The following is a 25,931-nucleotide window of genomic DNA, read 5'->3' as shown; positions in this document are numbered from 1 at the left end:
GATGCAATGACATCACATGTATCCGTTGTATTTGCAAGGTATATGATGTTGTCACTAGAGCAGCGCCGGAATGTCGATAAACGGAGCATAGGTGAGCTATTCTATCTCGCTTATGACGAATTGCAGGATCTGCGTTATCTCGATGCCTTGGTGTTGCTCTTGAAAGAACTTATTGCTACGGTAAAGGGAAAGACGTTTTTTATGGAAAAGGAACTGGACATGATGCTCGATTTGTTCTTGGAAAATCTGCCGAATTTATGGAACAAGTGTTTGAAACGCTGTGCATGAGGTAGACTTTCTAGGAGTCATGGCTCTACACCGCACACAGGTGCTGGCCTGTTTCTCTTGTGCGAAGTTTGAGTTATTGTAAAAAGCATACCCTGCTGTCTTATAGAGCACCTTATCCGGCACATTCGGCATAGCCGCCACCTTATCCAGCACAGCCTGCTTCGTCTGTTCCAGCGCACACTCAAACCGACGGATAATCGTCATGGGGATAATGACATTCTTATATTTGTCGCTCTGATAGGGGCCACGCAGCTTATTGGCTATAGACCAGATGAGATTGACTTCCTCAGTAACATCCACGGGAGTATCATCCCAGATAACATTCTTCATCTTATTATTTGCATCTTGTGACAACATTATTACACATCCTTAAAAAAATTGCCGCCCTTACAGCGGCGACAATTATAACTACAACTCCTACTTCACAGGCACAGCCTTCAATTCATTTGTAACCGCCCTTGCAATAAAAGCATTCAACGACATTCCCAAAATTTTCGCTGCTACCGTGGCCTGCTGATGAAGCTCTGGCTGGAAACGAACATTGAATTTCCCCGAATACGGCTTCTCCGGCTCCACACCATCCTGGGCACACCAATCCAAATAATCATCTACAGATTCCTTGAAAGCTGTCTCCAATTCTTTTACAGAATCACCTTGGAAAGTTATCACCGAACGAGTGTTGATTACCTCTCCCGAAAAAATATGATTCTCTTCATCGTATTCTACTTTTCCGATATACCCCTTATAGTTCATCAATCGTCACCCCCGCATTGAGCAAAAATCTGCGCATAGACTTAATAGCCCCCTTGTCGGTTGTATTTTCTGGGTGAGGCCTGTGAAACACAGCACGCTCACCATTAAGAAGTATACGAATCCGGGAGCCATTTCCTTCTGTTATTACAGCCCCTGCCGCCACCAGCAGAGCCTCTATATCTGACCATTTCACATTTGACCTGACCGGGTCACTGTAAATAGCCTTATACGTCTGTTTATGTTTATTATTCATATCTCAATGGTATCACTTTTTGGTACTTAGGTCAATGAAATAAAAATATCCCTGTAAGGATAACCAATCCAAAGGCACCCTTACAGGGAAACATATCATTATCTATAAATTTTCTTCTTCCACCTCAGCCGTGAATTCTTCCACTGCCTCCCGGCAGACGGAGGTGCCGAAGCCCTGCCTGTAAAGGCTGGCCAGCATCTTCTGCTGGTCAGCGGAGGGCTTGAATTTCAGGCTCAGGTTCTTCAGGGCCGCCTTCTGTTCACGCTCAAAGGTATCACTGGGCACGCACTGCCTGACCAGGCTGCCCTCGAATCCTCTTTGCTGGAGCTTGAGGCATATTTGCCGCACTGAGCTGCGGCTTTCGCGGTAGAGATAGTCAAACTGCCGCTGGCAGGCATCTTCGTCATTCAGGTAATGCTTTTCGTGAAGCCTCGCCATAGCGGCGTCGATTTCTTCCTCCTCATAGCCCTTGTGGGCGAGCTTTTCCCGCAAGCGCCTTTCGCTCTGCTCCTGACGGGCCAGCAGATCCACCGCATACATGAGGGCGGTTTTCTTATTCATCCTCAGCCTCAACCTCATCCTCGGCGGACTTCATGGCCTGGGCCACTTCGGTGTTGGCTTCCGTCTGCTGGGATTCCATGAGCTTCTGACGAATCTTCTTCTCGATTTCCTCACAGGTCTCGGGGTTCTCTGCCAGATACTTCTTGGCATTTTCCTTGCCCTGTCCCACGCGGGTGCCATTGTAGGAGAACCAGGCGCCGCTCTTGTCGATGATGTCAAGTTCCACGCCCATGTCAACCACGCAGCCCAGGCGGGAAACGCCCTCGCCGTACATGATATCGAACTCTGCCTGCTTGAAGGGGGGCGCCACCTTGTTCTTCACCACCTTGATGATGGTGTGGCTGCCGATTACATCCTGTCCCTGGGTGATCTTATCCTTCTTGCGCACATCCATGCGCACAGAGGAATAGAACTTCAGGGCACGGCCGCCAGTGGTGGTCTCCGGGTTGCCGAACATGACGCCAACCTTTTCACGAATCTGGTTGATGAACACCACCACCGTGCGGGACTTGCTGATGATGCCCGTGAGCTTACGCATGGCCTGGCTCATGAGACGGGCGTGGAGGCCCACGTGGCTGTCACCCATCTCGCCCTCGATCTCTGCCTTGGGCACCAAAGCTGCCACGGAGTCCACCACGATGATGTCCAGGGCGCCGCTGTGCACCAGGGCGTCCACGATGTCCAAAGCCTGCTCGCCGGTGTCCGGCTGGGAAATCAGCAGGTCATCGATATTTACTCCCAGCTTCTGGGCATAGATGGGGTCAAGGGCGTGCTCTGCATCAATGAAAGCCGCGATGCCGCCGTTCTTCTGGGCCTCGGCAATCATGTGCAGGGTGACGGTGGTCTTACCGGAAGACTCAGGGCCGTAGATTTCCACAATACGTCCCCGGGGCACGCCGCCTACGCCCAAAGCAATATCCAGGGGCAGGATGCCGGTTGGTATGACTTCCACGTTCATACTGGACTTGGCATCCCCCAGCCGCATAATGGAGCCCTTGCCGAAATCTTTTTCAATCTGTTTCAGTGCTGAAGCCAGGGCGGCCTTGCGCCCTTCCATGTCGTCCAGGGCGGGCAGCTCCCTCTGTACTGTCTTTTCCTTTGCCATTAATTTTTCGCTCCTCTCTAGTGAAAGGCGGCTAAACAGCCGCCTTTTCGAACCTATATTCTATTTTACACTATATCTACTGGTTTTGCCAACCATTAACAGCAAAATAAGACGGCTTCACAACCCCCGTACATCTGTCACGATGCCATTTTTCGTATAGACGTAGATATTGCGGCTGTTGTGCCGGAAGACGTACTGCTTGGGCTCGTCCTTGTCCGTACCTTCATTGACGTACAAAGGCTGGCCGAAAGCCGGCACCAGCTTGCTCTCCTGGTCGCCTTTGGCAATCAGTCCGTACTCCCCCTGCTCCATCTTTTCCTTATGCTCAGCCATATCCCGGGCATCCTGCTGGGATTTCTTGTCCCCTTCCGATTTCATGGCCAGGATCATATTGCGCACAGGCAGGATTTTTTCTGCCAGTGTCCCGGCATACTGGGCAGGGATAGCCAGGGCTGCTTCCACCATGGGTCCGTCCTGGGCTACCACGCGGCTGCTCAGCCCTTCCTCATGGCGTGAAACAGCCAACAGCAGTTTCGTATAGGAGAGCAGTACCGGCACATCCGGATACTTCTCCACCAGGATATCAGCCATGTGGCCGTTGCCGTCAATGGCCTCCAAATCCTGCTGAGCTGCCTTGAGGCTCCTTATGTCCGCATTCTGCAGGGAGACCGCCCTCAGAAGCACCACAGCTTCCTGATAGCTTGTCTCTGCCTGCTCCAGCGTGCTGCTCTCGTAGGAGCTGACCTGGGCTTCTACCGCCTGCTGGCTGGAGTCCCGGAACATGCAGACTCCGTAGCTTCCCACAGCCACCAAAAGAGACACCATCAAAATCAGCACAGTCCCCGCCTTGCGCCTTCCCCGGCGCACAAACGACACTGCCATGACCAGAACTGCCAGCAGGAGCAACACCAGAATGCCCCCTGCTGCATATATAAGGTCTGACATATAATTCCCCCATTTACTTATACATACCTTCTGTCCAAAAAGAAAATTCCTACTTTATAATGAAATTTCCTTTCAATACCATTTAAAATATACCATAAAATCATCTTTCATGTCCAATCCAATAAAGGGGAGCTGCCTCCCCCTGCTGTCAATATTCCACCTCATAAAGGTACAGCCCACAGGCCGGAGCCGTGGGGCTGGCCTTGCCACGGTCACGGGCTTCAAGGATTTCCCCGAAACGCCGGGGCGTGATCCTGCCCTTGCCCACATCCACCACCGTGCCCACGATATTGCGCACCATGTGGTAGAGGAAGCCGTTGCCATGAATGACAAATTCCAACATCTCCCCCTCGCGTTCCTCAATATCCGCCCGGTAAAGGGTACGCACAGGGCTCATGGGAGCGCCGCCAGCTGCCCGGAAGGAACTGAAATCATGGGTACCCAGAAGCATGGAGAGGGCCTCCCTCATGTCAGAAAGGTCAAGGGGACGGTTCACATACCAGGCATAGCGGTCAGTGAAGGGATTCCTCACCGCCCCCTGCTGCACCCGGTAGAGGTAGGTCTTGGACTTGGCGCTGTGCCGGGCAGAGAAGTCATAGCCCCCTTCCCAGGCCTCTACCACCGTGATATCTTCCGGCAGCAGGCTATTGGCGGCCTGCACGATCCTCTCCGTGGGAATCCTGCCGTTGGTGAAGAAGTTCACCACCTGGCCGTAGGCGTGCACCCCTGCATCCGTGCGGCCGGCTGCCGCCATCTCTATGGAATCGCCGAACATCTTGCCCAGCTGCTTTTCCAGCACATTCTGCACCGCCACCACTGGAGGACTCTGGCGCTGGAAACCGTGGTACCTGGTGCCGTCATAAGCTACCTTCAGGCAGATATTGCGGCTCCTTTGCTTCATTTCCTCTTTATGCTCGCGTTTCAATTTGCTTTTTCACTGCTCCTGCATTCTTACTTACAAAAAAATCAAGGCGGAGCATCTGCTCCGCCTCTGATTCTAAACTATGGCTTCTCTTATTGCAAGGCTTCCTTCAGAACCTTCATGTTTTCCCTCATGGTATTGAGGTAGGCATCCTTTGCTTCCGGCTTCGCCTCTCCTGTCACCACCGGGTCCAGCTGATAGAGCTTCGCTCCCGTTTCCCGGGCAATAGTCTCTGCTGCCACAGGAGAATACTGGGGCTCTGCAAAGAGGACTTTCACCGGCAGAGCCTTCACCTGTGCAATGAGTTCCTCCAGTTCCTTGGGAGATGGCTCCGTGCCCGGCTCCCGCTCCACCACGCTGACTATGTTCAGCCTGAACTCCTTGGCCAGGTAGGGGAAAGCTTCATGGAAGGTCACGATATCCTTGTGGGGCAAAGTATCCAGCTCTCCGTGCATTTCTTCACGCAGGTTCATCAGCTTCTCCACATAAGACATGGCATTATCCCTATACTGCTTTTCATGGGCAGGGTCAGCCTCACAGAGCTGGCTTGTAATGGCCTTCACCTGCTCAATGGCGTAGGTCACGGACAGCCATACATGGGGATTTTCCTCATCCCCGTCTTTCAGGAAATTGATCTTGTCGCTCTTGGAGGCATCGATGATCTTAAGATTCTTCTGCTGGGAGGCAACCTTGTCCAGGAAGCTCTCCATGCCCCCTCCGTTCACCACAAAAGCATCAGCGCTTTCCAAAGTCTTCAGATCCTCGGTGGTGAGCTGGTAGTCGTGCAGGCAGCCGGTCTGAGGCTTGGTCATGTTCACCACCTTAATACCTTCCACCCCGTCAGTGATGTTCAGCACATCAATATACATAGGGTAAAAAGAAGTGACAATCACAAACTCCCCGTCCTTGCTCCCTTTCTGGGCCTCTTGCCCTCCGCAGCCCGCAGCCAGCAGGGAAAGCATCACCATCATGACGCACAGTACATACTTAAATCTTTTCAAATGAATACTCCTTCCTACGTTCTTCCCATACAAAGAGGACGCTGATATCGCACCAAAGCACTGATATCGGCGTCCTCTGCTTATTCCCAAATACAATACATCAGGCCTCTCAAAAGACCTACACTATCAGTATAGCAAACCTGTCAAGAGGTGAAATTTCAGTCAGGGCTGGTCTGGGTAATGGTATAGCTTTCCGGGTGGAAGTCCGGGCGGGCAATGACCTTGAGGTCAAAGGCAAACTCTGCTGCCAGGTTCATGAGCAGCTGGTTGGCCCCCAGTTCGTCAGCCACGCTGTCATGTACTTCTATGTCATAGCCGTCCACCGCATGGCACTTCTTCTCCAGCCGCCGTATATCCCGGCTGATGCGGATGCTGACAGTCTCGGGAGACTCCACCCGCCCCCTGCCGTGGCAGACGGGGCACTCGGCGTAGATAAGTGTCTCCAGATTGGTGCGTGACTTCTTCCTGGTGATTTCCACCAGACCAAGACTGGTAATGTCCACAATGGTCATCTTCGTGCGGTCTTTGGACGTAAGCTCCCGCAATCTCTGCAGGAGGCTTTCCTTCTGCTCGGCCGCATCCATGTCGATGAAGTCCACGATGATGATGCCGCCGATGTCCCGCAGGCGGATCTGCTTCATGATTTCCGCCGCCGCCTCCAGATTCATCTGATAGACGGTATCCGAAAGATTGGAGCGGCCCACAAAGCTGCCGGTGTTCACATCGATAACGGTGAGCGCCTCGGTCTTGTCTATGACCAGAAAGCCCCCGTTCTTCAGCTCCACCTGCCGGTCTCCCAGCTTCTCCAGCTCCCTTTCCACCTGATATTCCTTGAAAAGGGGGCGCTTGCCCTCGTAATACTTCACCCGGTCAGCCAGCTCCGGGGTCAGGGCCTCAGCCAGTTCCTTCACCCTGAGGTAGGCCTGGCGGTCATCTACTACCAAAGCGGAGATATCCTCCGTCAGCTGGTCTCTCACCCAGCGGATCAGCAGGTCTGCGTCACGGTAGAGAAGAGCTCCCTTGCGCTGTCCCTTGAGCTTGAAGCGGGCCAGGATGGAGTTCCAGATGCGGAGCTGGGCTTCGGCATCAGCTTTCAGCTCCTCTTCACTGGCCCCTGCCGCCGCCGTGCGGATGATGAGGCCCATGCCCTCAGGACAGATGCGCCCTGCAATATCATGCAGCCTGCTCCGCTCTCCTTCATCTGTAATCCTGCGGGAAAGGCCGATATAGGCTGCCGTGGGCATCAGCACCAGCATCCTGCCGGGCAGGGAAATGTGCATGGTAGCCCGTGGACCCTTGGTGCCCACGGCATCTTTCACAATCTGCACTGGCAGTATCTGTCCGATATGGATTTTCTGGTGGGGCAGCTGGCGGGCCTCCCCCTCGCCGTAGGGCAGGCCGTCACCTATGTAGAGGAAGGCGTTTTTCTCTCCTCCGATATCCACAAAGGCCGCCTGCATCCCCGGCAGCACGTTCTGCACCTGCCCCCGGTAGATGTTGCCCACCAGGTGGGCCTGGCTTGCCCGTTCAAATTCCACCATCTCCAGTTCGCCGTCGGCGTCACTTACCATGGCCAGCCGGGTTTCCTCCGGCACCACATTAGCCAGGATGGTCTTCATTGCTGTACCTCCAAGAGTGTTTTTAACGCCTTCCCCTTGAGGGGAAGGTGGCAGCCCGAAGGGCTGACGGATGAGGTGGCCTGCTATGCAAAAGTTTCTTCAACGAGACACCTCATCCACCGCCTTCAGCGGTTCCCCTTCCCCTAAAGGGGAAGGCTTTTAGGTTAGTTCACTAAATCAATCAGCCTGCGCCCCTTGCCCATGAGAGCTGTGCGCTCGATGCGGGCCTGATGGGGCTGGGCCTTGAGGCCGAAGCTCTCCACAATCACCGTGAACACCTCCAGGGGCTTCACGCTGCCCTCGGGAGTGACGGAAATGTCGAAGTCCAGCTGCAGCTCGCCGTCAGCCATGGCAGCTTCCACCGGCTTCATCATATACTGCTTGGTTTCAATCTCCCGCTTCTTCTTGGGAGTCACCCGGTTGTAGACGGCCTCAGGCGCCTTGTTATAAGCCGCGACGGCAGCCATGGCTTCTTCCTCCGTACCTTCATAGGGAACCACCAGGCTGTAGCGGGCCTCGTCAGTCTGGGCCATCAGGGCAGGAGCTTTCTCCTTCAGGAGCTTCAATTCCCTGACTTCCACTCCCGGGGGCAGCTGGGCCTTCAGCTTATCCCAGACCTCGGGCTGGGCCATTTCCCTGGTCAGCTCAAAGTCCATATACTCTGCCCGGCTGGTAACCCCCAGGGAAAGAGCAGAGGCAAAGGCCACCTTCATGTGGGGGTTGAAGCCCTCAGAATAGGCCATGGGAAGCTTGCTGCGGTCAAAGGCCCGCAGGAAGATATTGGCGTAGTCCAGGTGGGACACGTAGCGCAGCTCATCACCCTTGGTGATTTCCGCCCGGTACTTGTAGAGCTTCCGCTGGGTGCCGGGATGCTGGGGAGAGCCCTTCACTGCCTTCTGTGGCTTGAAGGTGCCCTCGCCATCGGCAGCCCCGCTGCCCAGAGCTTCCTGCACAGCTTCGCCCTCGCCTCTGACACTGGCGGCAAAGGCTTCTTCTGCCTTGATCATTTCCTCTTCTTTGGCAAAATCCACCACGTTCACCTTGAGATTGGTGCAGATGCCGCAGGCAGAGCAGCGGCCCCGGCGGCAGTCCTCGGTAAGAGCACCCTGCATGGCCTTTTCCCACTCCCTGCGCAGGAACTCCTCATTCACGCCGGGAGAAGTGTGCGCCCAGGGCAGGGCTTCGCCAAACTCCCGGTGGCGGGCATTGTAGTAAGAGAGGTCAATGCCGCATTTCTTGAAGGCCTCATGCCAGATTTCGTCCTTGTAAAGGTCAGACCAGCCATCGAACTTGGCCCCGTCTGCCCAGGCCTGATAGATGACTTTGGCCAGGCGCCGGTCACCCCGGGCCAGCACGCCTTCGATGACGGACAGCCGCGCATCATGGTAGTTGAAGGTGATGGCCCTGTCTCTGATATGCTCCTTCAAGAGCCGCTGGCGGCGCTCAAATTCCTCGATGGGCAGCTGGCCAAACCACTGGAAGGGGGTGAAGGGCTTGGGCACGAAGCAGGACACGGAAATGGTGACCTTCACGCCCCGGCGGCCCTTGATTTCCGTATAGAGGTCAACCACCTTCTTGGCCAGTTCCGCAATGCCGATGATGTCCTCGTCTGTTTCCGTAGGCAGGCCCATCATGAAGTAAAGCTTCACCTGCTTCCAGCCCTGACGGAAGGCAGCGCCGCAGGCAGTGAGGAGGTTTTCCTCCGTCACGCCCTTGTTGATGACATCGCGCATGCGCTGGGTGCCTGCCTCAGGGGCGAAGGTAAGGCCGGACTTCCTGACCTGCTGCATCTTGTGGGCCAGGTCAATGGAGAAGCTGTCTATGCGCAGGGAGGGCAGGGAGAAGCTCACCTTCTCCTCCTTGAAGTCAGCCAGCAAATCATCCACCAGCCTGCCCAGGCAGGAATAATCTGCCGAGGACAGGGAAGTGAGGCTCATCTCATCATAGCCGGAGGAATCCACCAGGTTTCTGGCCATCTTCCTGAGATTCTCCTCCCGGCGCTCACGGGCCGGACGGTAGCAGATGCCAGCCTGGCAGAAGCGGCAGCCGCGGGAACAGCCGCGGAACAGCTCCAGCATAATGCGGTTATGCACGATATCCATGAAGGGCACCAGGGGACGCTCCACGGACTTGGCCGTATTCATGTCCTTGATGACCCGCTTGTAGATGATGGGCTGCGCCTTGGGGCTCAGGGGCTGCAAGGCCTTGAAATCCCCTTCTTCACCTGCGCCGGTATATTCAGGCTGGTAGAAGGAAGGCACATAGATGCCGGGAATCTCCAGCAGGCGCTCCAGGAAGCCGCGGCGGCCGCCGGGACGACCTTCCCCTTTCCACTCTATCAGGGCAGCGGAAACCTCCTTCACCGCATCTTCGCCCTCGCCGATGATGAAGAAGTCAAAGAAATCCGCCAAGGGCTCCACATTGTAAACGCAGGGACCGCCCCCAAGAATAAAGGGCATATCCTCCCCGCGGTCTTTGGCCCAAAGGGGAATCCCCGCCAAATCCAGCATATTCAGCACATTGGAGTAGATCATCTCGTACTGGAGAGAGAAGCCCAGGAAGTCAAAGGCAGAGATCTCATGCTTGGACTCTAGGGAGAACAGGGGCATCTTGCGGGCCCGCATCTCCTCTTCCATATCCGTCCAGGGAGCATAGACCCGCTCGGCCACAATCTTTTCCTCAGAATTGAGGATTTCATAAAGGATAGCCAGCCCCAGGTTGCTCATGCCCACTTCGTAGACATCCGGCAAAGCCAAAGCCCAGCGGCAGTCCACCGAATCCCAATCCTTATGCACCGCATTCCACTCCCCGCCAGTATAGCGGGAGGGCTTCAAAACAGCCTGCAGCACCTCATGAGGCACCTGTACGGTCCTTGCTTTTGACATGCTTTCGTTCTCCTTCACAATAATAGAAAAGACAAAGGAAGACCCCGCATCAAGCACCGGGATCTCCCCCATAAAAATTCTAGAAAAGCAGCTTTTGCTTTCGCAACTGTATATTCATCAGTATAGCTATGGCCATGATATTGGTAGTCAGTGAACTTACCCCATAGCTCATGAGCGGCAGCGGAATGCCAGTCACAGGCATGATGCCCATGGTCATCCCCACATTCACCAGCACATGGAAGGCAAACATGGACGTGATGCCCACTGCCATGAGCCTGCCGAAAACATCGACGGCCTCCCTGGCAATCTGCACGCCGCGCCACAGCACCACAAGGTAGAGCAGAAGCAGGCATACAGCACCTATAAAGCCCAGCTCCTCTCCCACCACAGCGAAAATAAAGTCCGTGTGGTTCTCCGGCAGGAAGTTCAGCTGGCTCTGGGTGCCCTCAAAGAGCCCCTTGCCAAAGAGCATGCCGGAGCCGATGGCGATCTTGGACTGGATGATATGATAGCCAGAACCCAAGGGGTCCACATTGGGGTCCATAAAAACCATGATGCGCATTTTCTGATAATCCTTCAAAAAATGCCACAAAATGGGCAAGGCGGCAATGCCAACCCCAAAGATGCCAAAGAGCAGCTTCAGCCTGATGCCTGATACGAAAACCATGCCAAAGAAGATGGCCATGAACACCAACGACGTACCCAAATCTGGCTGCTTCAAGACCAGCAGGAAGGGCACCCCGATGTAGGCCGCCACAGGCATCAGGTCATCCAAGGTATTGAGCTTGCCCACCCTTTCTTCCAGCACCGAAGCCAGGCAGACAATCATGATAAGCTTGGAAAACTCCGAAGGCTGGATGCTGATGGGTCCTATGGAAATCCAGCGCTGGGCTCCCAGTGCCGACTGGCCCACCAGCATGACCGCCAACAGCATCACCAGGTTGAAGATATAGAGCTTCTTGCCGTAGCCCTGCAACATCTTGTAGTCGAAGTTCATGAAAAAAGCCGCGGCTGCGATGTTCAGGATAGTGAAGATGCCCTGGCGCTGTACAAAATAATAGCGTTCCTCTCCGGGAGTATTGATATGAGTGGCGCTGCCGATGATGACCAGGCTCATGATAATGATGCCCAGCGCAGCCATCAGCAGGGTAAAATCCATGCGCCTCAGCATTCCTTTTTTCACTTGCCGTCGCCCTTATCATGTTTCATGCGGCTCACAGGGATATTGGCCACCAGAGCCACGGAATCATCATCATTGGCCAGGGACATCTCCATGGCATTCATGTCGATATCCACATATCGGGAAATGACTTTCACAATGTCATTTCTCATGTTTTCCATGATTTCCGGGGAAATATTTATCCTGTCATGTACAAGTACCACCTTCAGGCGATTGCGGGCCACCTTGCCAGACGGCTCCTTCTTGCCGAAGATTTTCATCAATGCTTCCATCATATGTTAAGCGACCTCCCCTTAAAGACCAAAGACATGTTTAAGCTTAGTGAACCAGCCTTCCTTCTGAAAGGTCATGAAGGGGATGGGCTCACCGCAGATGCGGCCCACGATATTCCTGTAAGCCTGACCTGCCTGGGACCCGTTCAGGGCCACGCAGGGCTCACCGCGGTTGGTGCTGGTAACCACCATCTCATCATCAGGCACCTGGCCGATGCATTCCAAAGACAGGATATCGTTGATATCATCCATGTCCAGCATGTCACCGCTCTGCACCATCTGGGGACGGATGCGGTTGACGATGAGCTTGATGTTCTCCTTGTCAGCCCTGCCCAGCTCGCCGATGATCTTGTCAGCATCACGGACAGCGGAAATCTCCGGCATGGTCACTACGATAGCCACATCAGCAGCGGCAATGGCGGTCTTAAATCCCTGCTCGATGCCTGCAGGGCAGTCGATGAGGATGTAGTCGAACTCCTGGCGCAGCTCTTCACAAAGCTTTACCACCTGCTCCGGATTCACAGCCGTCTTGTCCTTCACCTGGGAAGTAGGCAGCAGGAACAAGTTCTCGTACTTCTTGTGACGCACCAGAGCTTTCTTGTAAGGCACCCGGCCCTCGGTGACATCAATCAAATCGTACATGATGCGGTTCTCAAGCCCCAGCAGGAGGTCAAGATTCCTAAGGCCCGTATCGGTGTCCACCAATACTACCTTCTTGCCCCGCATAGCAAGGCCCATGCCAAGATTAGCAGTAGTCGTGGTCTTGCCAACGCCGCCCTTGCCAGAGGTGATTACATAGATTTCGCTCATTTGCAAATTCCTACCTTTCTATTGGTTCGATAACGATCTGCCCATCCTTGATGGACGCCCGCTCGGCTTTTTCTGTCATATCCATGTGGTCCGGAGACCTTGCAATAAAACTTGCAATGCGTATCTGCGTAGGCATGAGATGGTCTGCCACCACAATGGCGGAAGTATCTCCATAGGCCCCGGCATGAACCATGCCCCGGCAGATGCCCCTGACATCAATGCTGCCCCCGGCGATGATCTGCGCACCGGGATTCACATTGCCGCACACCAGCACAGAGCTCTTGGTGCGGATTTCCTGCCCTCCACGGAGGGTTTTATTCACCACCAGCATTTCCTGAGTATCAGGATTCTGAGGAGCTTCTGCCTGGGGCTGGCTTTCGGCAGGTACAGGCGCCGGCTGCGCTTTGGACTGCTGCTCCAGAGGATTTTCCCCCTCCAACGGCTGCAGCCTGCAGATAAGGCCATGCTCATGGAATAGCTTCTGCAGCTTTTCCCGCTGCCCATCCGTCAACACATCCCGGGGGAGAAACACCATGGTCCCCCTCAGGAAAAAGCCGGAGCCAGACTCCAGTTTTTCCTGCAGGTGCTGCAGGATGTCCTCAAAACTTACCTGGGGAGCAAAAGTCAGGGAAAGGCCTGACCTGCCGCCCTTGATCTTCACCATCTCTTCACTCATAGCTATCCTCATTTCAATCAAGATATGAAAATAAGTTACTGCTTGCCTTGCTTATCCTTGCCTTCCTGCGGCTTTTCTATGCCAAAGGCTGCCTCCAGGATCTCACGGCCGATAGGCACAGCGGACTGGGCGCCGTAGCCGCCCTGCTCCACTACCACAGCTACTACCACTGTAGGGTTCTCAAAGGGTCCATAGGCCACGAACCAGCCGTGATCCTTGCCGTGGGGGTTCTCCGCCGTTCCCGTCTTGCCTGCAATCTGCACCGGGAAGCCCCGGAAGATGGAAGCTGCTGTACCATAAGTGGACACTTCGTGGAGGCCTTCCTGGACCAGCCTGATAACCTCCGGCCTCACATCAAGAGAGGAAAGGAGTTCCGGCTTGAATTCCTTCACGGTCTTGCCATCAGGTCCCACGATGCGGTTCACCAGATGAGGCTTGAACCGCTTGCCATCTGCTGCGATCTCCCCCATGACCATGGCGGCCTGCAGGGGAGTCACCAAATTGAAACCCTGACCTATGGCAGCATCGAAGGTCTCGGACAGGTACCAGTCTCCGTCCTCGAAGTTCTTTTCCTTGTACTTGCGGTTGGCCACCAGTCCGTCAGACTCATAGGGCAGGTCAATGCCAGTGACAGCGCCCAGACCAAACATGCGGGCATAGCGCTCCAGCCGGTCTATCCCCAAACGGTTGCCCATCTCGTAAAAGTACACGTTATCCGAATGGGCCATAGCGGCGCGGAAATCCAACCAACCCAGGGCCTCTCCATCAGCATTGCCTTTAGGAATGATCCAGTGATGGCCGGAATCGAAAATCTGCTCCCCGGGTGTTACCACGCCCTCAGTGAGAGCTGCTGTACCCGTGACTATCTTGAAGGTTGACCCCGGCGGGTATTCGCCGGTGATAGTCTTGTTGTCCATGGGATGGTAGGGATTGTTGTTGAGCTTGTTCCACTCCTTAACGGAAATCCCCCGGGCAAAGAGATTCGGGTTGAAGGCCGGGCGGCTGACCATGGCCAGCACTTCGCCGGTCTGGGGATTCAAAACCACTGCCGCCGCCGCATTGGCATGTATCATCTTCAAGCGTTCATCTACAGCCTTTTCCGCCGCTTCCTGGATGTGCTTGTCAATGGTGAGGTAAAGGTCATCACCGGGGCGTGGTTCCTTACGGCCCAGGCGCTGGACGGGCTTGCCTGCCACATCCACTTCCACCTGCTCGCCGCCATCGGCTCCCCGCAACTCATGGTCATATACTTTTTCCAGACCGAACTTGCCGATGATGTCACCGGACTTGTAGCCCTCGTCCTTCTTCTTCTCCAGCTCTACATCATTGATTTCACTGACATAGCCGAAGGTGTGGGCTCCTTCCTCATTCAGGATATAATCCCTGATGGGCTGTGTCTCAATGACCACCCCAGGATATTTTTCCTTCTGCTCCTCGATGACAGAGTACACATCTGCTGCCACATCCGTCTTGATGCGGATGGGGTCAAAGCCAACATGGGCATCGATCTTCTTCTGGATGTCCTCCTTGGGCATCTTCAAAAGCTCCGAGAGCCTGTCCACCACCTCGTCAGAAACAGGCTCATTGAGGGGCAGCAGAGAAACGGTGAAGCCGGGCCGGTTGACAACCAGGAGCTCGCCATTCCTGTCGAAAAAATTGCCCCGGGGGGCCATGGCAGGTATCAGGCGAATGCGGTTGCCGTCTGCCAGACGGGCATAGTATTCCCCGTCATAAATCTGCAAATAGCAGGCTCTGGCAATAAGGACCACTATGACCAGCACCGCCAGCCAGCCAACGACCTTCAGCCTGTCGCCGTATTCATCAATCTCCGTCAAAACAATCTCCCCTGGAATACTCGGTTCACTACATTAAGCAAGGCACCCTTTATATATAAGGTGCCTGCTTCAATCTTCATAATTACTTTTTTTCTTCCAGACGCTTGTCCAGCCTGTAAGTAAGATAATGTACAGGATAGGCAAAGGCCAGCTGATAAAGGAGCATGGGCACAAGCATCTGCTGCATATGGCTTTCCAGATTAAAGCGGTAACCTAATAATACCATAAGCAGGGCCAAAATAAAATAGTTGAGTATGGTCACAGCCATAGAAGCCAGCACCGGCAGGAAAAACTGCTCCTTGAAGACCCTGTCGGAAAACTGTCCAAAGAGCAGGCCCATCAGGGTGCGGGCCAGGGTATTCACTCCGAAGTAGGTGCCCGTGGCCAGATCCTGCATCAGCCCCACAGAAAATCCCATGAACGCGCCCTGCTTCGCCCCCCGCAAAAAAGCAAAGGAAACAGTCAGCAGGAGCATCAGGTCAGCGGTGATGCCATGGTAGGCCATCAAGGGCAGGATGGAAGTCTGGAGGACGAAGAGGGCGGCGGCAAAGGCTGCCCATTTGCCTATCTTTTTCAAGCTCAGTTCCCCTGCCCTTCTGCATTCTTAGGCTCTCCCGTGGCAGGATCTGTCTCTGTGCCAGGGGTCTGGACAGGAGGCTTCAAGGGCTCAGGCGGTGCCTCTCTGGAGGCAACGATTACCGCCACATCTTCCAGCTTCTGGAAGTCCACCGCAGGCTCCAGCACCGCAATCTTCAAAAGCCCCCCGTCATCATTCTTCAAGGTAGTGACCAGCCCCACAGGCAGTCCCTTGGGGAACACGCCACCGTAGCCGGAGGTGATGATGAGATCTCCCTCCTGCACGTCGGCAGTCTTCGGGATATTCACCATATCCGGCATGGTGGGATTATCCATATCCCCCACCACAATGCCAGTGACCCGGGACTCTGCCCGCTGCACCAGTGTGCCCACGGAGGAACGGGGGTCAAGGATCAGCTGCACCTTGGAAGAGTTCGGACCGGCTTCTATTACCCGGCCCACCAGGCCCTTTTCCGTCACCACAGCCATATCCTTGTCCACACCGTCTACCAGGCCCTTGTTGATGACCACCATGCTGGACCAGGTAGCAGACTCACGGCCAATGACTCTGGCTGCCACCAGGTCAAACTGGGTGGCAGCCTGCTTGTAGCCCAAAAGCTCACGCAGGCGGGCATTCTCTGCCGCAAAGTCGCTGGCCTGGAGATTCTGCTGGCGCAGCTGGTTCACTTCATTCCTGAGCATCTTGTTCTGCTCATGGACAGTGACAATCTCCCAGATATTGCTGGTGACGTAATTGATCTCGCCCCCCACCCAGGACACAGCCTGCTGAAAAGGAGAAAGAATCAGAGACACCGTCTGACTGGCTACAGGCACCTGGAAGCGCCCCCTGGCTGCAAAAAGAATCAGGCAGAACAGGCTGACGAGGACAAACAGCAGTGCCCAAAACCTCTTAGGGGACTTTTTATCACGTCTTACCCGGCTCACGAGTTCAGCTTCTTGCTCGTCATGACGACGCGCTTCAGGAGTTCAATATTCTCAAGAGACTTGCCCGTGCCCTCGCCTACACAGGAAAGTGCATCCTCGGAAACCAGCACCGGCATCCCCGTCTCATTGGAAAGAAGCTTGTCCAGGTTGGTGAGCAGGGCTCCGCCACCGGTCATCATGATGCCGTGATCCATGACATCAGCTGCCAGCTCAGGAGGAGTTTTCTCCAGAGTGCTCTTGACAGCATCGATGATCTTGTAGATGGGCTCATTGAGAGCCTCGCGGATTTCCTTGGCCTGAATGGTCAGGGTCTTGGGCAGGCCACTGACCAGGTCACGACCGCGGATGTCCATGGTGCGGTCAGTTTCAGGGGTGACAATGGCCGTACCAATCTCAATCTTGATATCCTCAGCCGTGCGCTCGCCAATCATCAGGTTGTACATACGCTTGATGTACTGGACGATGGAAGTATCCATCTCATCGCCGCCCACGCGGATAGAGCGGCTGGTGACAATGCCCCCCAGGGAAATCACTGCGATTTCAGTAGTGCCGCCACCGATGTCAACTACCATGGAACCGGTAGCATCTTCCACCGGCAGGCCTGCGCCGATTGCTGCTGCCATAGGCTCCTCAATCAGGTAAGCCTCACGGGCACCAGCCTGCTGGGCAGCATCGATGACCGCACGCTTCTCCACCTCGGTGACGCCGGAAGGCACACCCACCACTACCCGAGGCTTGGAAATCAAGGTCTTTGAATTCATGGCCTTGGCAATGAAATACTTCAGCATGGCCTGAGTCACATCGAAGTCTGCAATGACGCCGTCCTTCATGGGACGGATAGCCACGATGTTGCCGGGGGTACGGCCGATCATGCGCTTGGCTTCCTCACCTACGGCCAGAATGTCGCCGGTATCGCTCTTGATAGCCACCACAGAAGGCTCACGCAGCACAATGCCCCTGCCCTTCACGTGCACCAGCGTATTTGCGGTACCCAAATCGATACCCATATCGTGAGAAAAACCACCAAAAAGACTCCACATGTTGATTTATAAACTCCCTTCAGAAATTCATTCATAGACAAATAATACAAGCATCATTGTAGCACAACTTATGAAGCTTTGGGGGATTTTTTTTGCAAATGCAGGCACTTTTTCTGCAGTCACTTCCTCAGTTCCCCATAAGTCCTTTTTCCTTCAGGCTGGCAAAGGAATTATTTCCTATTATTACATGGTCCAGTACAGGTATATCCATGACCTGTCCTGCCTTCACCAAACGCTGTGTGACAGCAATATCCTCCCGGCTGGGACTGGGGTCGCCTGAGGGATGATTGTGCAGGAGTATCATGGAGGCCGCCGAGTGCCGCACCGCAGCCTCAAATACCTCCCGGGGATGCACCACGGAAGCCGTCAGACTTCCCTGGGAGATAAGGGGCATGGCCAGGATGTGGTTCTTGGTGTTCAGCAGCAGCACCGCAAAGTGTTCCTTCGTCTCATGGCGAAAATGAGGCATAGCAAAACGGGCCGCGTCCTCCGGCCCGTGTATCACTTCTATCCTGGCTTCTGCCACAGAAAGCCTCCTGCCCAGCTCAACTGCCGCCAGGATTGTGGCAGCCTTGCCTGGGCCCAGGCCATTGATTTTCGCCAGCTCCTCCACGGACATGTGCACCATGGCTGCAAGGCCCCTGTCCTTGCAGTAGGCCAGCACCCTCTCTGCCATGCGCAGCACAGATTCCCCTCTGGTGCCGGTCCGTAGGAGGATGGCCAAAAGCTCTGCATTAGAAAGAGCTGACGGCCCGTAGCTTACAAGTTTTTCTCTCGGCCTCTCCTCAAGGGGCAAATCCCTGACCATAATCGTCTCTGCCATAAATATCGACCCCCGCTCTCCGGGCCAGGGCCGCCGTGGCAAAGAGGGGCAGCCCCACCACATTGCTGTAAGAACCTTCGATACCTTCAATGAAGACAGCGGCCTCGCCCTGCAGGGCATAAGCCCCAGCCTTGTCCAAAGGCTCGCCGCCTGCCACATACCTGTCGATTTCCGTCTCTGCCAGCTGGGCGAATTTCACATTGGTGGAAATGACCTCGGAAAAAGTATGGCCATCCTTCACCCAGGCAATGCCTGTCAGCACCTCATGGACTTTCCCGGACAGGGCCTTCAGCATCTCCCTCGCTTCTTCCTCGTCACGGGGCTTGCCGAAAATCCTTCCTTCCAGAGCCACCACCGTATCAGCTCCCAGCACCGGCAGAGTCTTGTGAATGCGGGCCACAGCCTCGGCCTTGGCCTCTGCATTGTGCCTCACCAGCTGAAAAGGCTCGTAACCGTCACCTTTAAGCTCTGCCGCATCACTGATGGCCACCCGGAACCTGGCGCCAATCTGTTTCAAAAGCTCCCGCCGCCTGGGAGAACCCGAAGCCAAAATAAACAAAATCCTTCCCCCTCAATATTTCTTGAACAAATAGATAGCCAGCACCACACCAAGGATACTCATGAGGTTCGGTGCAAAAGAAAGCCCCAAAGTGAACTGCAATACATAAAGATTCACCGTCACAGGTGCTATGTCGAACACCTGATAAGTAGTTACCAGATAGGGAGCCACCCCGGAGAGCATATCACTCATCTTGATAAGCTCACCCAAAAGCCCCCCCAGAATGGCACCTACCACCACATACAAGGCACAAAGACCGCTGCCGCCGCCCAATCTAGCCAAACAAATCCCCCCCGAAACATCTTCTATCTTCTTTGCAGCAGAAAAAAATCCTGCCATTGTCCCTAACATATTATGGACAACAGCAGGAAAAATTTCAAGAGCCACCACAAGGTAAAAATAGCGTGTTTCAAAATTCAAAATAAAATGGTTTAGGCGGGAGCATTGTTGCTCCCGCCCTTTTTGGACTCACGCCAGTATGTCTACATTTGCGCCCAGATTCGGATCTGAGCTGAGTTCGCCCAAGAGCTGCTCCGTGCCGCTCTCGGCCGTCTCCATCGCTTTCTTCAGCACCGCGGTGCCCAGGTCCTGAGCTGCCTGTTGTTGATGCATGCTCACGGACATGGCCGCAATGCTCATGTAATTGTCACCCATAGGCGCACCTCCTAGTAAAACACTTCCGTGTTACCCTTATTATCGATGTTTTGCGGGGAAAACTTAAGTGTTTTTTATAGCAGGAACTCTGCGAAGACCTGGTTGCCTACCTTTGCACCGGCTTTGGTGAGGGAGATGGACTTCTTGTTCTCCTGCAGGAGGCCCTCCCGCACCAGGCGGTTGATTTTCTTGCCGTAGACAGAGCGCAGGTCCCTGCCGAAAGTTTCCTTGAATTTCTTCTTGTCAATGCCCTTGGCAGTGCGCAGAGCCAGGAAGGCGAATTCTTCCATGTGGTGCTGCTCGCTGGGTTCTTCTTCAGAGCGCAGGGGGAGGCTGCCGGACTTGATAGTATTGATGTATTCATCCAGGTCAGCCACATTCTCCAGGCGCATGCCGTCAAGATAGGAGTGGGCCGCAGCGCCTAAGCCCAGATAGGGCACATCCTGCCAATAGCTGAGGTTATGCTTGCTCTCAAGCCCGGGCTTGGCGAAATTGGAGATCTCATACCGGCGCCACCCCTTCTCAGGCAGGAACTCAGTCATGTAGTCGTACATGGCCTCAGTATCTGCCTCTGGCGGCAAGGCCAGCTTTTCTTCCTGCTGGTCACGATAGAAGGGAGTGCCCTCCTCCACCTGCAGGCCGTAGATGGAGATATGCTGAGGAGCGAGCTCAAGGGCTTTCTCCACGCTGTCTTTCAATATCTCCATGGTCTGCCCCGGCAGGCCGTACATGAGGTCAAGGCTGAGATTCTCAAAACCTGCCTCACGGGCGGCCCTGATGGTTTCCTCTGCCTGCGCCGCCGTATGGATGCGGCCCAGCCTTTTGATGATATCATCATCGAAGCTCTGGACACCGATGCTCAGGCGGTTGGCCCCCCACTCCCGGAGTTTTTTCAGGTATTCTTCGTCCACGGTGCCGGGATTCACCTCTACGGTGAATTCCTCCGGCTCCCCGAAGACGCTTTTCATCAGGGCCATGACGGTGCCCATCTGTTCGAGAGTCAGGGCCGTGGGAGTGCCGCCCCCCATGTAAAGGGTAGCAGGACGACCATGCTTCAAGACCATTTCCTGCCCCCGCACCAGCGTCTCTACCCCCAGGGCATCAACATAGGCCTCTCTGGCTTCTTCTCTTCCTCCGTAGGAGGCAAAGTCACAGTAATTACACTTCCGCTTGCAGAAGGGAATGTGCACATAAACGCCCCATTGCACTTGTCAAAACCTCCAAATAAAGCCTTCCCCTTGCGGAGAAGGCTTTTTAGTTTTAGTCTATCTTCAATATGGCCATAAATGCCTCCTGGGGGATTTCCACGGAGCCTACGGCCTTCATGCGCTTCTTGCCTTCCTTCTGCTTTTCCAAGAGCTTCCTCTTGCGGGAGATATCGCCGCCGTAGCACTTGGCCAGCACGTCCTTGCGGCGGGCTCTTACGTTCTCTCTGGCGATGACCTTGCTGCCGATGGCGGCCTGGATGGGAATCTCGAACATCTGCTGGGGGATGATCTCCTTCAGCTTGGCAGCCAGCTGACGGCCCCGGATAGCAGCCCGGTCACGATGGACAATGGTGGACAGGGCGTCCACCGCATCGCCGTTCAAGAGGATATCCACCTTCACCAGCTTGGACTCCTGATAGTCTGCCAGCTCGTAGTCCAGGGAAGCATAGCCCCGGGTAGCGGATTTCAGGCGGTCGAAGTAGTCGTAGATGATTTCGTTCAGGGGGATATGGTAGGTGATCAGCACCCGGTTGGTGTCCAGGTAGTCCATGGTCTTGAACTCCCCGCGCTTGTCCTGAGAAATCTCCATGACTGCGCCTACAAAGTCGTTGGGCACAATGACAGTGGCCTTCACATAAGGCTCCTCCATGTGCTGGATTTCCGTCTGGGGCGGCAGCTCGGCAGGGTTGCTGACCTTCACCATATCGCCGTTGGTCTTGTAGACGTGATAGATAACAGAAGGAGCAGTGATGATGAGCTTCAGCTTGTACTCGCGCTCCAGGCGTTCCTGGATGACGTCCATGTGCAGGAGGCCCAGGAAGCCGCAGCGGAAACCGAAGCCCAGGGCCACGGAAGTCTCAGGCTCGAAGACCAGGGCAGCATCATTGAGCTGCAGCTTTTCCAGCGCATCCTTCAGGTTGTCGTAATCGGCGCTGTCCACGGGGTAAAGGCCGCAGTAGACCATGGGAGTCACGCCACGGTAGCCGGGCAGAGGCTCCTTGGCTCCCCGCTCGGCGGTGGTGATGGTGTCACCCACCCGCACATCCCGCACGTCCTTCAGAGAGCCAGCCACGAAGCCAACTTCGCCGACGTTCAGTTCACCCAGCTCCACAGGCTGGGGCTTGAAGCAGCCCACGTCCGTGACCTCGAAGACCTTGCCCGTAGCCATCATCTTGAGCTTCATGCCCTTCTTGATGCGGCCCTGCTTCACCCGGATATGGGCAATAGCTCCCTTGTAGGAGTCGAAATAAGAGTCAAAGATCAGAGCCTGCAGAGGAGCATCCTTGTCCCCCTCCGGGGCAGGGATATGCTCCACCACTGCATCCAGGATTTCCTCAATGCCGATGCCCGCCTTGGCCGAGGCCAGGATGGCGTTTTCCGTATCCAGGCCGATGGTGTCCTCCACTTCCTGCTTCACCCGGTCAGGCTCGGCGCTGGGCAGGTCTATCTTGTTGATGACAGGGATGATTTCCAGGTCGTGCTCCAGTGCCATATAGACATTGGCCAGGGTCTGGGCCTCTACGCCCTGGGCAGCATCCACCACCAGGAGAGCGCCCTCACAGGCAGCCAGAGAACGTGAGACTTCGTAGGTGAAGTCCACATGGCCCGGGGTGTCGATGAGGTTCAGCTGGTACATCTCCCCGTCCTTGCCCCGGTAGTCCAGGCGCACGGTCTGTGCCTTGATGGTAATGCCGCGCTCCCGTTCCAGGTCCATATTGTCCAGCACCTGGGCCTCCATCTCACGCTGGGTCAGAGTGCCAGTGTACTCGATGAGGCGGTCGGCAATGGTGGACTTGCCGTGGTCTATATGGGCAATGATAGAAAAGTTGCGGATATGCTTGCTTTCCATTCACATTTTCCTTTCAATATTACAAAAGCCACCCATGCGAAAAGCACAGGCGGCTCCATTGTATCGTAATCGCGAGAATTACTTTGCCATAGCGTTGACCTTGCGGGCAAGGCGGGACTTCTTGCGGCTGGCAGCGTTCTTGTGATACACATGGTTAGCAGCAGCCTGGTCGATAGTCTTGCAAGCAACCGTAAGGAGGGATTTCGCTTCTTCAGCGTTACCAGCCTCAACAGCGTCGAGCACTTTACGGGAAGCCGTGCGGACACGGGACTTCTCAGCAGCGTTCTTAGCATGGCGCTTCGCGTCAGTCTTAACACTAAGGATAGATGCTTTGATATTCGGCAAACGATTCACCCCCCTCGAAATTTCAGTACCTTGCTATTTTAGCATGAAGGACGGAGAAATGCAAGCTATTTATTTCAGCTTAGCCTCGTCCTTTTTCAGGCAGCACTTCTTGTACTTCTTGCCGCTACCGCAGGGGCAGGGATCATTGCGGCCTGCAGCCTTGCTGTGGCTGCCGAAGGGAATGACTTTGCCCATAGAGCCGCCCTCCTCATTGGCAGAAAGCTCGTCCGGGGTATAGCCCTTGAGGCGCCACATGCGGGTGCTGTTGTTGAAAGCAGCCGTGAGCATCAAGAGCACCTTGGCCTTTTCCGTATCTTCCATGAGGCCCAGGCCGGAAAGATAATCAGCCGCCTCATTGATATCGCCGCTATTCTGCAGGAGGATGTAAATCTCTCCCACCACATCAGCCGCCTGCAGCACCTCGTAGCCGCATTCCTTCATCAGATACTGGGCAAAGGCGCGGTACTCGTTGGTGGACTCGATGTAGTTCTCCTCACCGGCCTCGTAGACCTTGTCGTAAGCCAGGGGCGCAAAGCCCAGAGCCTCCCGGGCATGCTGCTCGTCCTCCAGCTTTTCCACATCCAGCAGGGCATAATAGCGCATGCCCTGGGGCAGGGCATCAATCTGTGGCAGCCAGCAGGAAGCGTTCAGCATGACCCCCACGAAATCCTGGAAGGTGACCTCGGCAGCAGCGGCCTTGTCCAGATAGCCCATGACCATTCCGTAAAGCTGCTCGAAGTTCAGATAGCCATAGTAGAACAGGAGGCCTGCGGTCAGACGGGCCATTTCCGTATTGAGCTCCGTCATGGAATTGTAGGCGCCGCCGCTGATCTTCCTGATTTCCTCCTGCAGTTCTGCCGGCAGATACCAGGCCAGCTTTTCGGATTCTTTGTCCACGCCGCAGGCCAGCAGGCCAATGCCCCTAAGATAGTCAAGACGCAGGTCATCGTCCCGCAGCTCCGTGGAAAGGCCCTGCTTCTCCAGCAGATGCTCAAAGCACTGACGCTGCTCCACCAGGGCGGAGGGCAGCCAGCGGCGGGCAAAAGCGGTGATTTCCGGCACCAGGCGCTCAATCAGCTCCGCCTTCTTCAGGGAGCTGGTGCCCGTGACGTTCAGGTTGTAGCGGATATCATCCAGCTCTGCCCTGGTCATCTCCCCCAGCGCCGCCGCCAGGCTGAGCTCCTTGGGCAGCTTCCTTCTGTAAAGCTGGGCCCTGCGCGCCTCAGCATCCGCCTTCATTTCCGCTTCCAGCATCTCCGCGGGATTCTCGAAATTCTTGTCCTGCAATGTACTTACTCCTCTACCTTGAAAATCCAAAAACCAACCTCGCAAATTTACTGAGGTTGGTCTTTTTGAAAAACCTTAATTGAAATAATCCTCTATGCCATCCAGTATCCCCTGGGCAGCCTTCTTGGCGCCGGCATCGCTGTACAGGAGCTTCTCCTCCGCACGGTTGGAGATGAAGGCCAGCTCCACCAACGTGGCAGGCATATCCGTATGCTTCACCACGTAGAAGTTGCAGCTCTGGGTGCCGCGGCTCTGGGTGCCTATCTGGTCTATGACCCCCTGGCGGATCTTATCCGCCAATTCCCGGGACTTCTTGGAGCCCCTGGCGTAATAATACCCCGTGGTGCCCTTGGCGGCAGCATTGGTGAAGGAATCCATGTGGATGGAAATGAAGATGTCTGCGTCCTTTGCATTGGCAATATCACAACGGGCCTGCAGTTCCTCAATGTCTGTAGCCCGGCCTTTCTTGGGGGACACTTCCGTATCCTTGGTACGGGTCATATAGACCGTAGCCCCCTCTGCCACCAAGAGATTCTTGAGTTCCGTGGCGACTTTCAGGGTAATGGTCTTTTCCATGACCCCCGTGGGTCCGATGGCGCCGGAATCACTGCCGCCATGGCCGGCATCAATGGCAATCTTCCTGCCTTTGAGTCCTGTGATCTTGTCCAGCTCATCGCCGCTGTCCTTGTCACTGCCTTCAAAGATGCCCCCGCTGGGAGTTTCCTCCACCTTGATGGACGTTTTCTTTTCAGCCTCTTTCTTGCCAGTGTCCTGAGGCTCCTCCGTTCTTTCGGACTTGTCAGGGGAAGCCATCTCCTGCTCCACCTCATCCGTCTCGGAAGCCGGCGGCATATAGGCAGGCTCAGGCTGCTGGGCACTTCCATCCGGCAGATCTATCTTGCGGTTATCCGAGCTTTCCGAGATGTCCCCGAAGTCCAACACGATACGGCAGGCCGCAGCTCCGCCTGTCAGCTTGAACACATTGTAGTTGTTCCTGCCCACCTTGGTTTCCACCACGATACGCACAGTCTGCTTGTCGAACTGTGCCACCTTAAGCCTTCCGGCGAAGGGACTGTCTAAATCAATATCCTTCCTGGCCTTGGGACTGAGCCAGGCATTGGGCAAATCCACCACCACCCTGTCCGGGTTGGAAAGGATTATCTGCTTGAAGGCCATATCTTTCGTGGCTTCCACCACGATGCGGACTTTGTCACTATGGCTACTGATGCGCACCCCCGTGACCTCCGCCATGCCGCTGACCCGCTCCCCAAAGTCCGAAGCCGAAGCCTGCAAGGGCAAGAGGGTCAAGGCCAAAAGCATAAATATCAAGAGCCTTAAGTGTCTCATAGAAACCTCCTACTTGGAAATGTGAACATTATTTCTATGTACACCAACGCTTCCACACACACTACAGGCTCTATTATAACGCAATTGTTCAGATTTCGCCATAGGCGAAATCCGGACAATTGGCGTTTTGTGCTATCCCAAGACTACTCAATCTTCAGCCCATGGATGGGCGTCATGTGGCCGTTGGATTTCA

The 25,931-nt window shown here is 55.0% G+C and carries 27 protein-coding genes and 1 pseudogene; 1 reads left to right on the top strand and 27 read right to left on the bottom strand.

Going from position 1 to position 25,931, the window contains the following annotated elements; all coding sequences use genetic code 11:
• Positions 1 to 288, top strand: a pseudogene (locus tag BLW59_RS17740) (transposase); the annotation flags it as partial.
• On the opposite strand, the gene BLW59_RS10360 reads toward BLW59_RS17740, so the two are convergent.
• From BLW59_RS10360 to BLW59_RS10230, 27 genes are all read right to left on the bottom strand, one after another.
• Positions 256 to 645 (bottom strand): type I restriction-modification system subunit M N-terminal domain-containing protein, encoded by a 390-nt coding sequence (locus tag BLW59_RS10360; protein ID WP_074697708.1) that lies wholly within the window; start codon positions 643 to 645, stop codon positions 256 to 258. The pseudogene BLW59_RS17740 and the gene BLW59_RS10360 overlap by 33 nt on opposite strands.
• A 60-nt stretch (positions 646 to 705) precedes the next feature.
• Positions 706 to 1,041, bottom strand: a complete 336-nt coding sequence (locus BLW59_RS10355) for a type II toxin-antitoxin system HicB family antitoxin (RefSeq protein ID WP_318253648.1) — start codon at positions 1,039 to 1,041, stop codon at positions 706 to 708.
• A complete protein-coding gene (locus BLW59_RS18335; RefSeq protein WP_029545578.1) occupies positions 1,031 to 1,294 on the bottom strand; it encodes a type II toxin-antitoxin system HicA family toxin in 264 nt (87 codons plus the stop codon). The genes BLW59_RS10355 and BLW59_RS18335 overlap by 11 nt, the downstream gene beginning before the upstream one ends.
• Positions 1,295 to 1,396: 102 nt before the next feature.
• The gene (locus BLW59_RS10345) at positions 1,397 to 1,855 is read right to left on the bottom strand and encodes a regulatory protein RecX (protein ID WP_318258492.1); all 459 of its coding nucleotides are present in this window, start codon (positions 1,853 to 1,855) and stop codon (positions 1,397 to 1,399) included.
• Positions 1,848 to 2,912, bottom strand: coding sequence for a recombinase RecA (recA, locus tag BLW59_RS10340; protein WP_037377214.1), 1,065 nt, complete (start codon positions 2,910 to 2,912; stop codon positions 1,848 to 1,850). The genes BLW59_RS10345 and recA overlap by 8 nt, the downstream gene beginning before the upstream one ends.
• Positions 2,913 to 3,077: 165 nt before the next feature.
• Positions 3,078 to 3,905 (bottom strand): hypothetical protein, encoded by an 828-nt coding sequence (locus BLW59_RS10335; protein WP_074697706.1) that lies wholly within the window; start codon positions 3,903 to 3,905, stop codon positions 3,078 to 3,080.
• A gap of 148 nt (positions 3,906 to 4,053) precedes the next feature.
• On the bottom strand, positions 4,054 to 4,830 hold the full coding sequence (gene truA / locus BLW59_RS10330; protein WP_074697705.1) for a tRNA pseudouridine(38-40) synthase TruA: 777 nt from the start codon (positions 4,828 to 4,830) through the stop codon (positions 4,054 to 4,056).
• 89 nt (positions 4,831 to 4,919) lie between these two features.
• Positions 4,920 to 5,798 carry a metal ABC transporter substrate-binding protein gene (locus tag BLW59_RS10325; RefSeq protein WP_074697719.1) on the bottom strand — a complete coding sequence of 293 codons (879 nt, stop codon included), beginning with the start codon at positions 5,796 to 5,798 and terminating at the stop codon, positions 4,920 to 4,922.
• Between the two features lie 188 nt (positions 5,799 to 5,986).
• Complete coding sequence (locus BLW59_RS10320) at positions 5,987 to 7,447, bottom strand: Rne/Rng family ribonuclease (RefSeq protein ID WP_074697704.1); 1,461 nt, start codon at positions 7,445 to 7,447, stop codon at positions 5,987 to 5,989.
• Positions 7,448 to 7,611: 164 nt separating this feature from the next.
• A complete protein-coding gene (locus BLW59_RS10315) occupies positions 7,612 to 10,332 on the bottom strand; it encodes a TIGR03960 family B12-binding radical SAM protein (RefSeq protein ID WP_074697718.1) in 2,721 nt (906 codons plus the stop codon).
• 79 nt (positions 10,333 to 10,411) lie between these two features.
• Positions 10,412 to 11,503: a rod shape-determining protein RodA gene (rodA, locus tag BLW59_RS10310; RefSeq protein WP_074697703.1), complete on the bottom strand. Its 1,092-nt coding sequence runs from the start codon at positions 11,501 to 11,503 to the stop codon at positions 10,412 to 10,414.
• Positions 11,504 to 11,511: 8 nt separating this feature from the next.
• Positions 11,512 to 11,787, bottom strand: coding sequence for a cell division topological specificity factor MinE (minE, locus tag BLW59_RS10305; protein WP_029545593.1), 276 nt, complete (start codon positions 11,785 to 11,787; stop codon positions 11,512 to 11,514).
• An 18-nt stretch (positions 11,788 to 11,805) separates the two neighbouring features.
• Positions 11,806 to 12,594 (bottom strand): septum site-determining protein MinD, encoded by a 789-nt coding sequence (gene minD / locus BLW59_RS10300; RefSeq protein WP_029545595.1) that lies wholly within the window; start codon positions 12,592 to 12,594, stop codon positions 11,806 to 11,808.
• Between the two features lie 10 nt (positions 12,595 to 12,604).
• On the bottom strand, positions 12,605 to 13,270 hold the full coding sequence (minC, locus tag BLW59_RS10295; RefSeq protein ID WP_074697702.1) for a septum site-determining protein MinC: 666 nt from the start codon (positions 13,268 to 13,270) through the stop codon (positions 12,605 to 12,607).
• Between the two features lie 35 nt (positions 13,271 to 13,305).
• Positions 13,306 to 15,105 (bottom strand): penicillin-binding protein 2, encoded by a 1,800-nt coding sequence (gene mrdA / locus BLW59_RS10290; RefSeq protein WP_074697701.1) that lies wholly within the window; start codon positions 15,103 to 15,105, stop codon positions 13,306 to 13,308.
• A gap of 82 nt (positions 15,106 to 15,187) precedes the next feature.
• A complete protein-coding gene (gene mreD / locus BLW59_RS10285; RefSeq protein ID WP_051650416.1) occupies positions 15,188 to 15,682 on the bottom strand; it encodes a rod shape-determining protein MreD in 495 nt (164 codons plus the stop codon).
• 2 nt (positions 15,683 to 15,684) lie between these two features.
• Positions 15,685 to 16,626 (bottom strand): rod shape-determining protein MreC, encoded by a 942-nt coding sequence (mreC, locus tag BLW59_RS10280; protein WP_074697700.1) that lies wholly within the window; start codon positions 16,624 to 16,626, stop codon positions 15,685 to 15,687.
• Positions 16,623 to 17,666: a rod shape-determining protein gene (locus tag BLW59_RS10275; protein ID WP_029545605.1), complete on the bottom strand. Its 1,044-nt coding sequence runs from the start codon at positions 17,664 to 17,666 to the stop codon at positions 16,623 to 16,625. The genes mreC and BLW59_RS10275 overlap by 4 nt, the downstream gene beginning before the upstream one ends.
• 127 nt (positions 17,667 to 17,793) lie before the next feature.
• A complete protein-coding gene (gene radC / locus BLW59_RS10270) occupies positions 17,794 to 18,489 on the bottom strand; it encodes a RadC family protein (RefSeq protein ID WP_074697699.1) in 696 nt (231 codons plus the stop codon).
• Positions 18,452 to 19,048 (bottom strand): Maf family protein, encoded by a 597-nt coding sequence (locus tag BLW59_RS10265; protein WP_074697698.1) that lies wholly within the window; start codon positions 19,046 to 19,048, stop codon positions 18,452 to 18,454. The genes radC and BLW59_RS10265 overlap by 38 nt, the downstream gene beginning before the upstream one ends.
• Before the next feature lie 12 nt (positions 19,049 to 19,060).
• Positions 19,061 to 19,330, bottom strand: coding sequence for a DUF4321 domain-containing protein (locus BLW59_RS10260; protein WP_074697717.1), 270 nt, complete (start codon positions 19,328 to 19,330; stop codon positions 19,061 to 19,063).
• A gap of 186 nt (positions 19,331 to 19,516) precedes the next feature.
• Positions 19,517 to 19,702, bottom strand: coding sequence for a YjfB family protein (locus BLW59_RS10255; RefSeq protein WP_029540826.1), 186 nt, complete (start codon positions 19,700 to 19,702; stop codon positions 19,517 to 19,519).
• A gap of 74 nt (positions 19,703 to 19,776) precedes the next feature.
• Positions 19,777 to 20,910, bottom strand: coding sequence for a radical SAM family heme chaperone HemW (gene hemW / locus BLW59_RS10250; RefSeq protein ID WP_074697697.1), 1,134 nt, complete (start codon positions 20,908 to 20,910; stop codon positions 19,777 to 19,779).
• Between the two features lie 52 nt (positions 20,911 to 20,962).
• A complete protein-coding gene (gene lepA, locus BLW59_RS10245) occupies positions 20,963 to 22,759 on the bottom strand; it encodes a translation elongation factor 4 (protein ID WP_029540833.1) in 1,797 nt (598 codons plus the stop codon).
• Positions 22,760 to 22,837: 78 nt separating this feature from the next.
• A complete protein-coding gene (rpsT, locus tag BLW59_RS10240) occupies positions 22,838 to 23,104 on the bottom strand; it encodes a 30S ribosomal protein S20 (protein ID WP_029540836.1) in 267 nt (88 codons plus the stop codon).
• Positions 23,105 to 23,173: 69 nt separating this feature from the next.
• Positions 23,174 to 24,391: a YecA family protein gene (locus BLW59_RS10235; RefSeq protein ID WP_318258490.1), complete on the bottom strand. Its 1,218-nt coding sequence runs from the start codon at positions 24,389 to 24,391 to the stop codon at positions 23,174 to 23,176.
• A 75-nt stretch (positions 24,392 to 24,466) separates the two neighbouring features.
• Complete coding sequence (locus BLW59_RS10230; protein WP_074697696.1) at positions 24,467 to 25,738, bottom strand: N-acetylmuramoyl-L-alanine amidase; 1,272 nt, start codon at positions 25,736 to 25,738, stop codon at positions 24,467 to 24,469.
• Positions 25,739 to 25,931: the final 193 nt, after the last annotated feature.

This window comes from Selenomonas sp. KH1T6, assembly GCF_900108415.1.
Lineage (GTDB): Bacteria > Bacillota > Negativicutes > Selenomonadales > Selenomonadaceae > Selenomonas_B > Selenomonas_B ruminantium_A.
The sequence above is the reverse complement of the archived record's forward strand: the minus strand, read 5'-3'. Positions and strand labels throughout refer to the sequence as shown.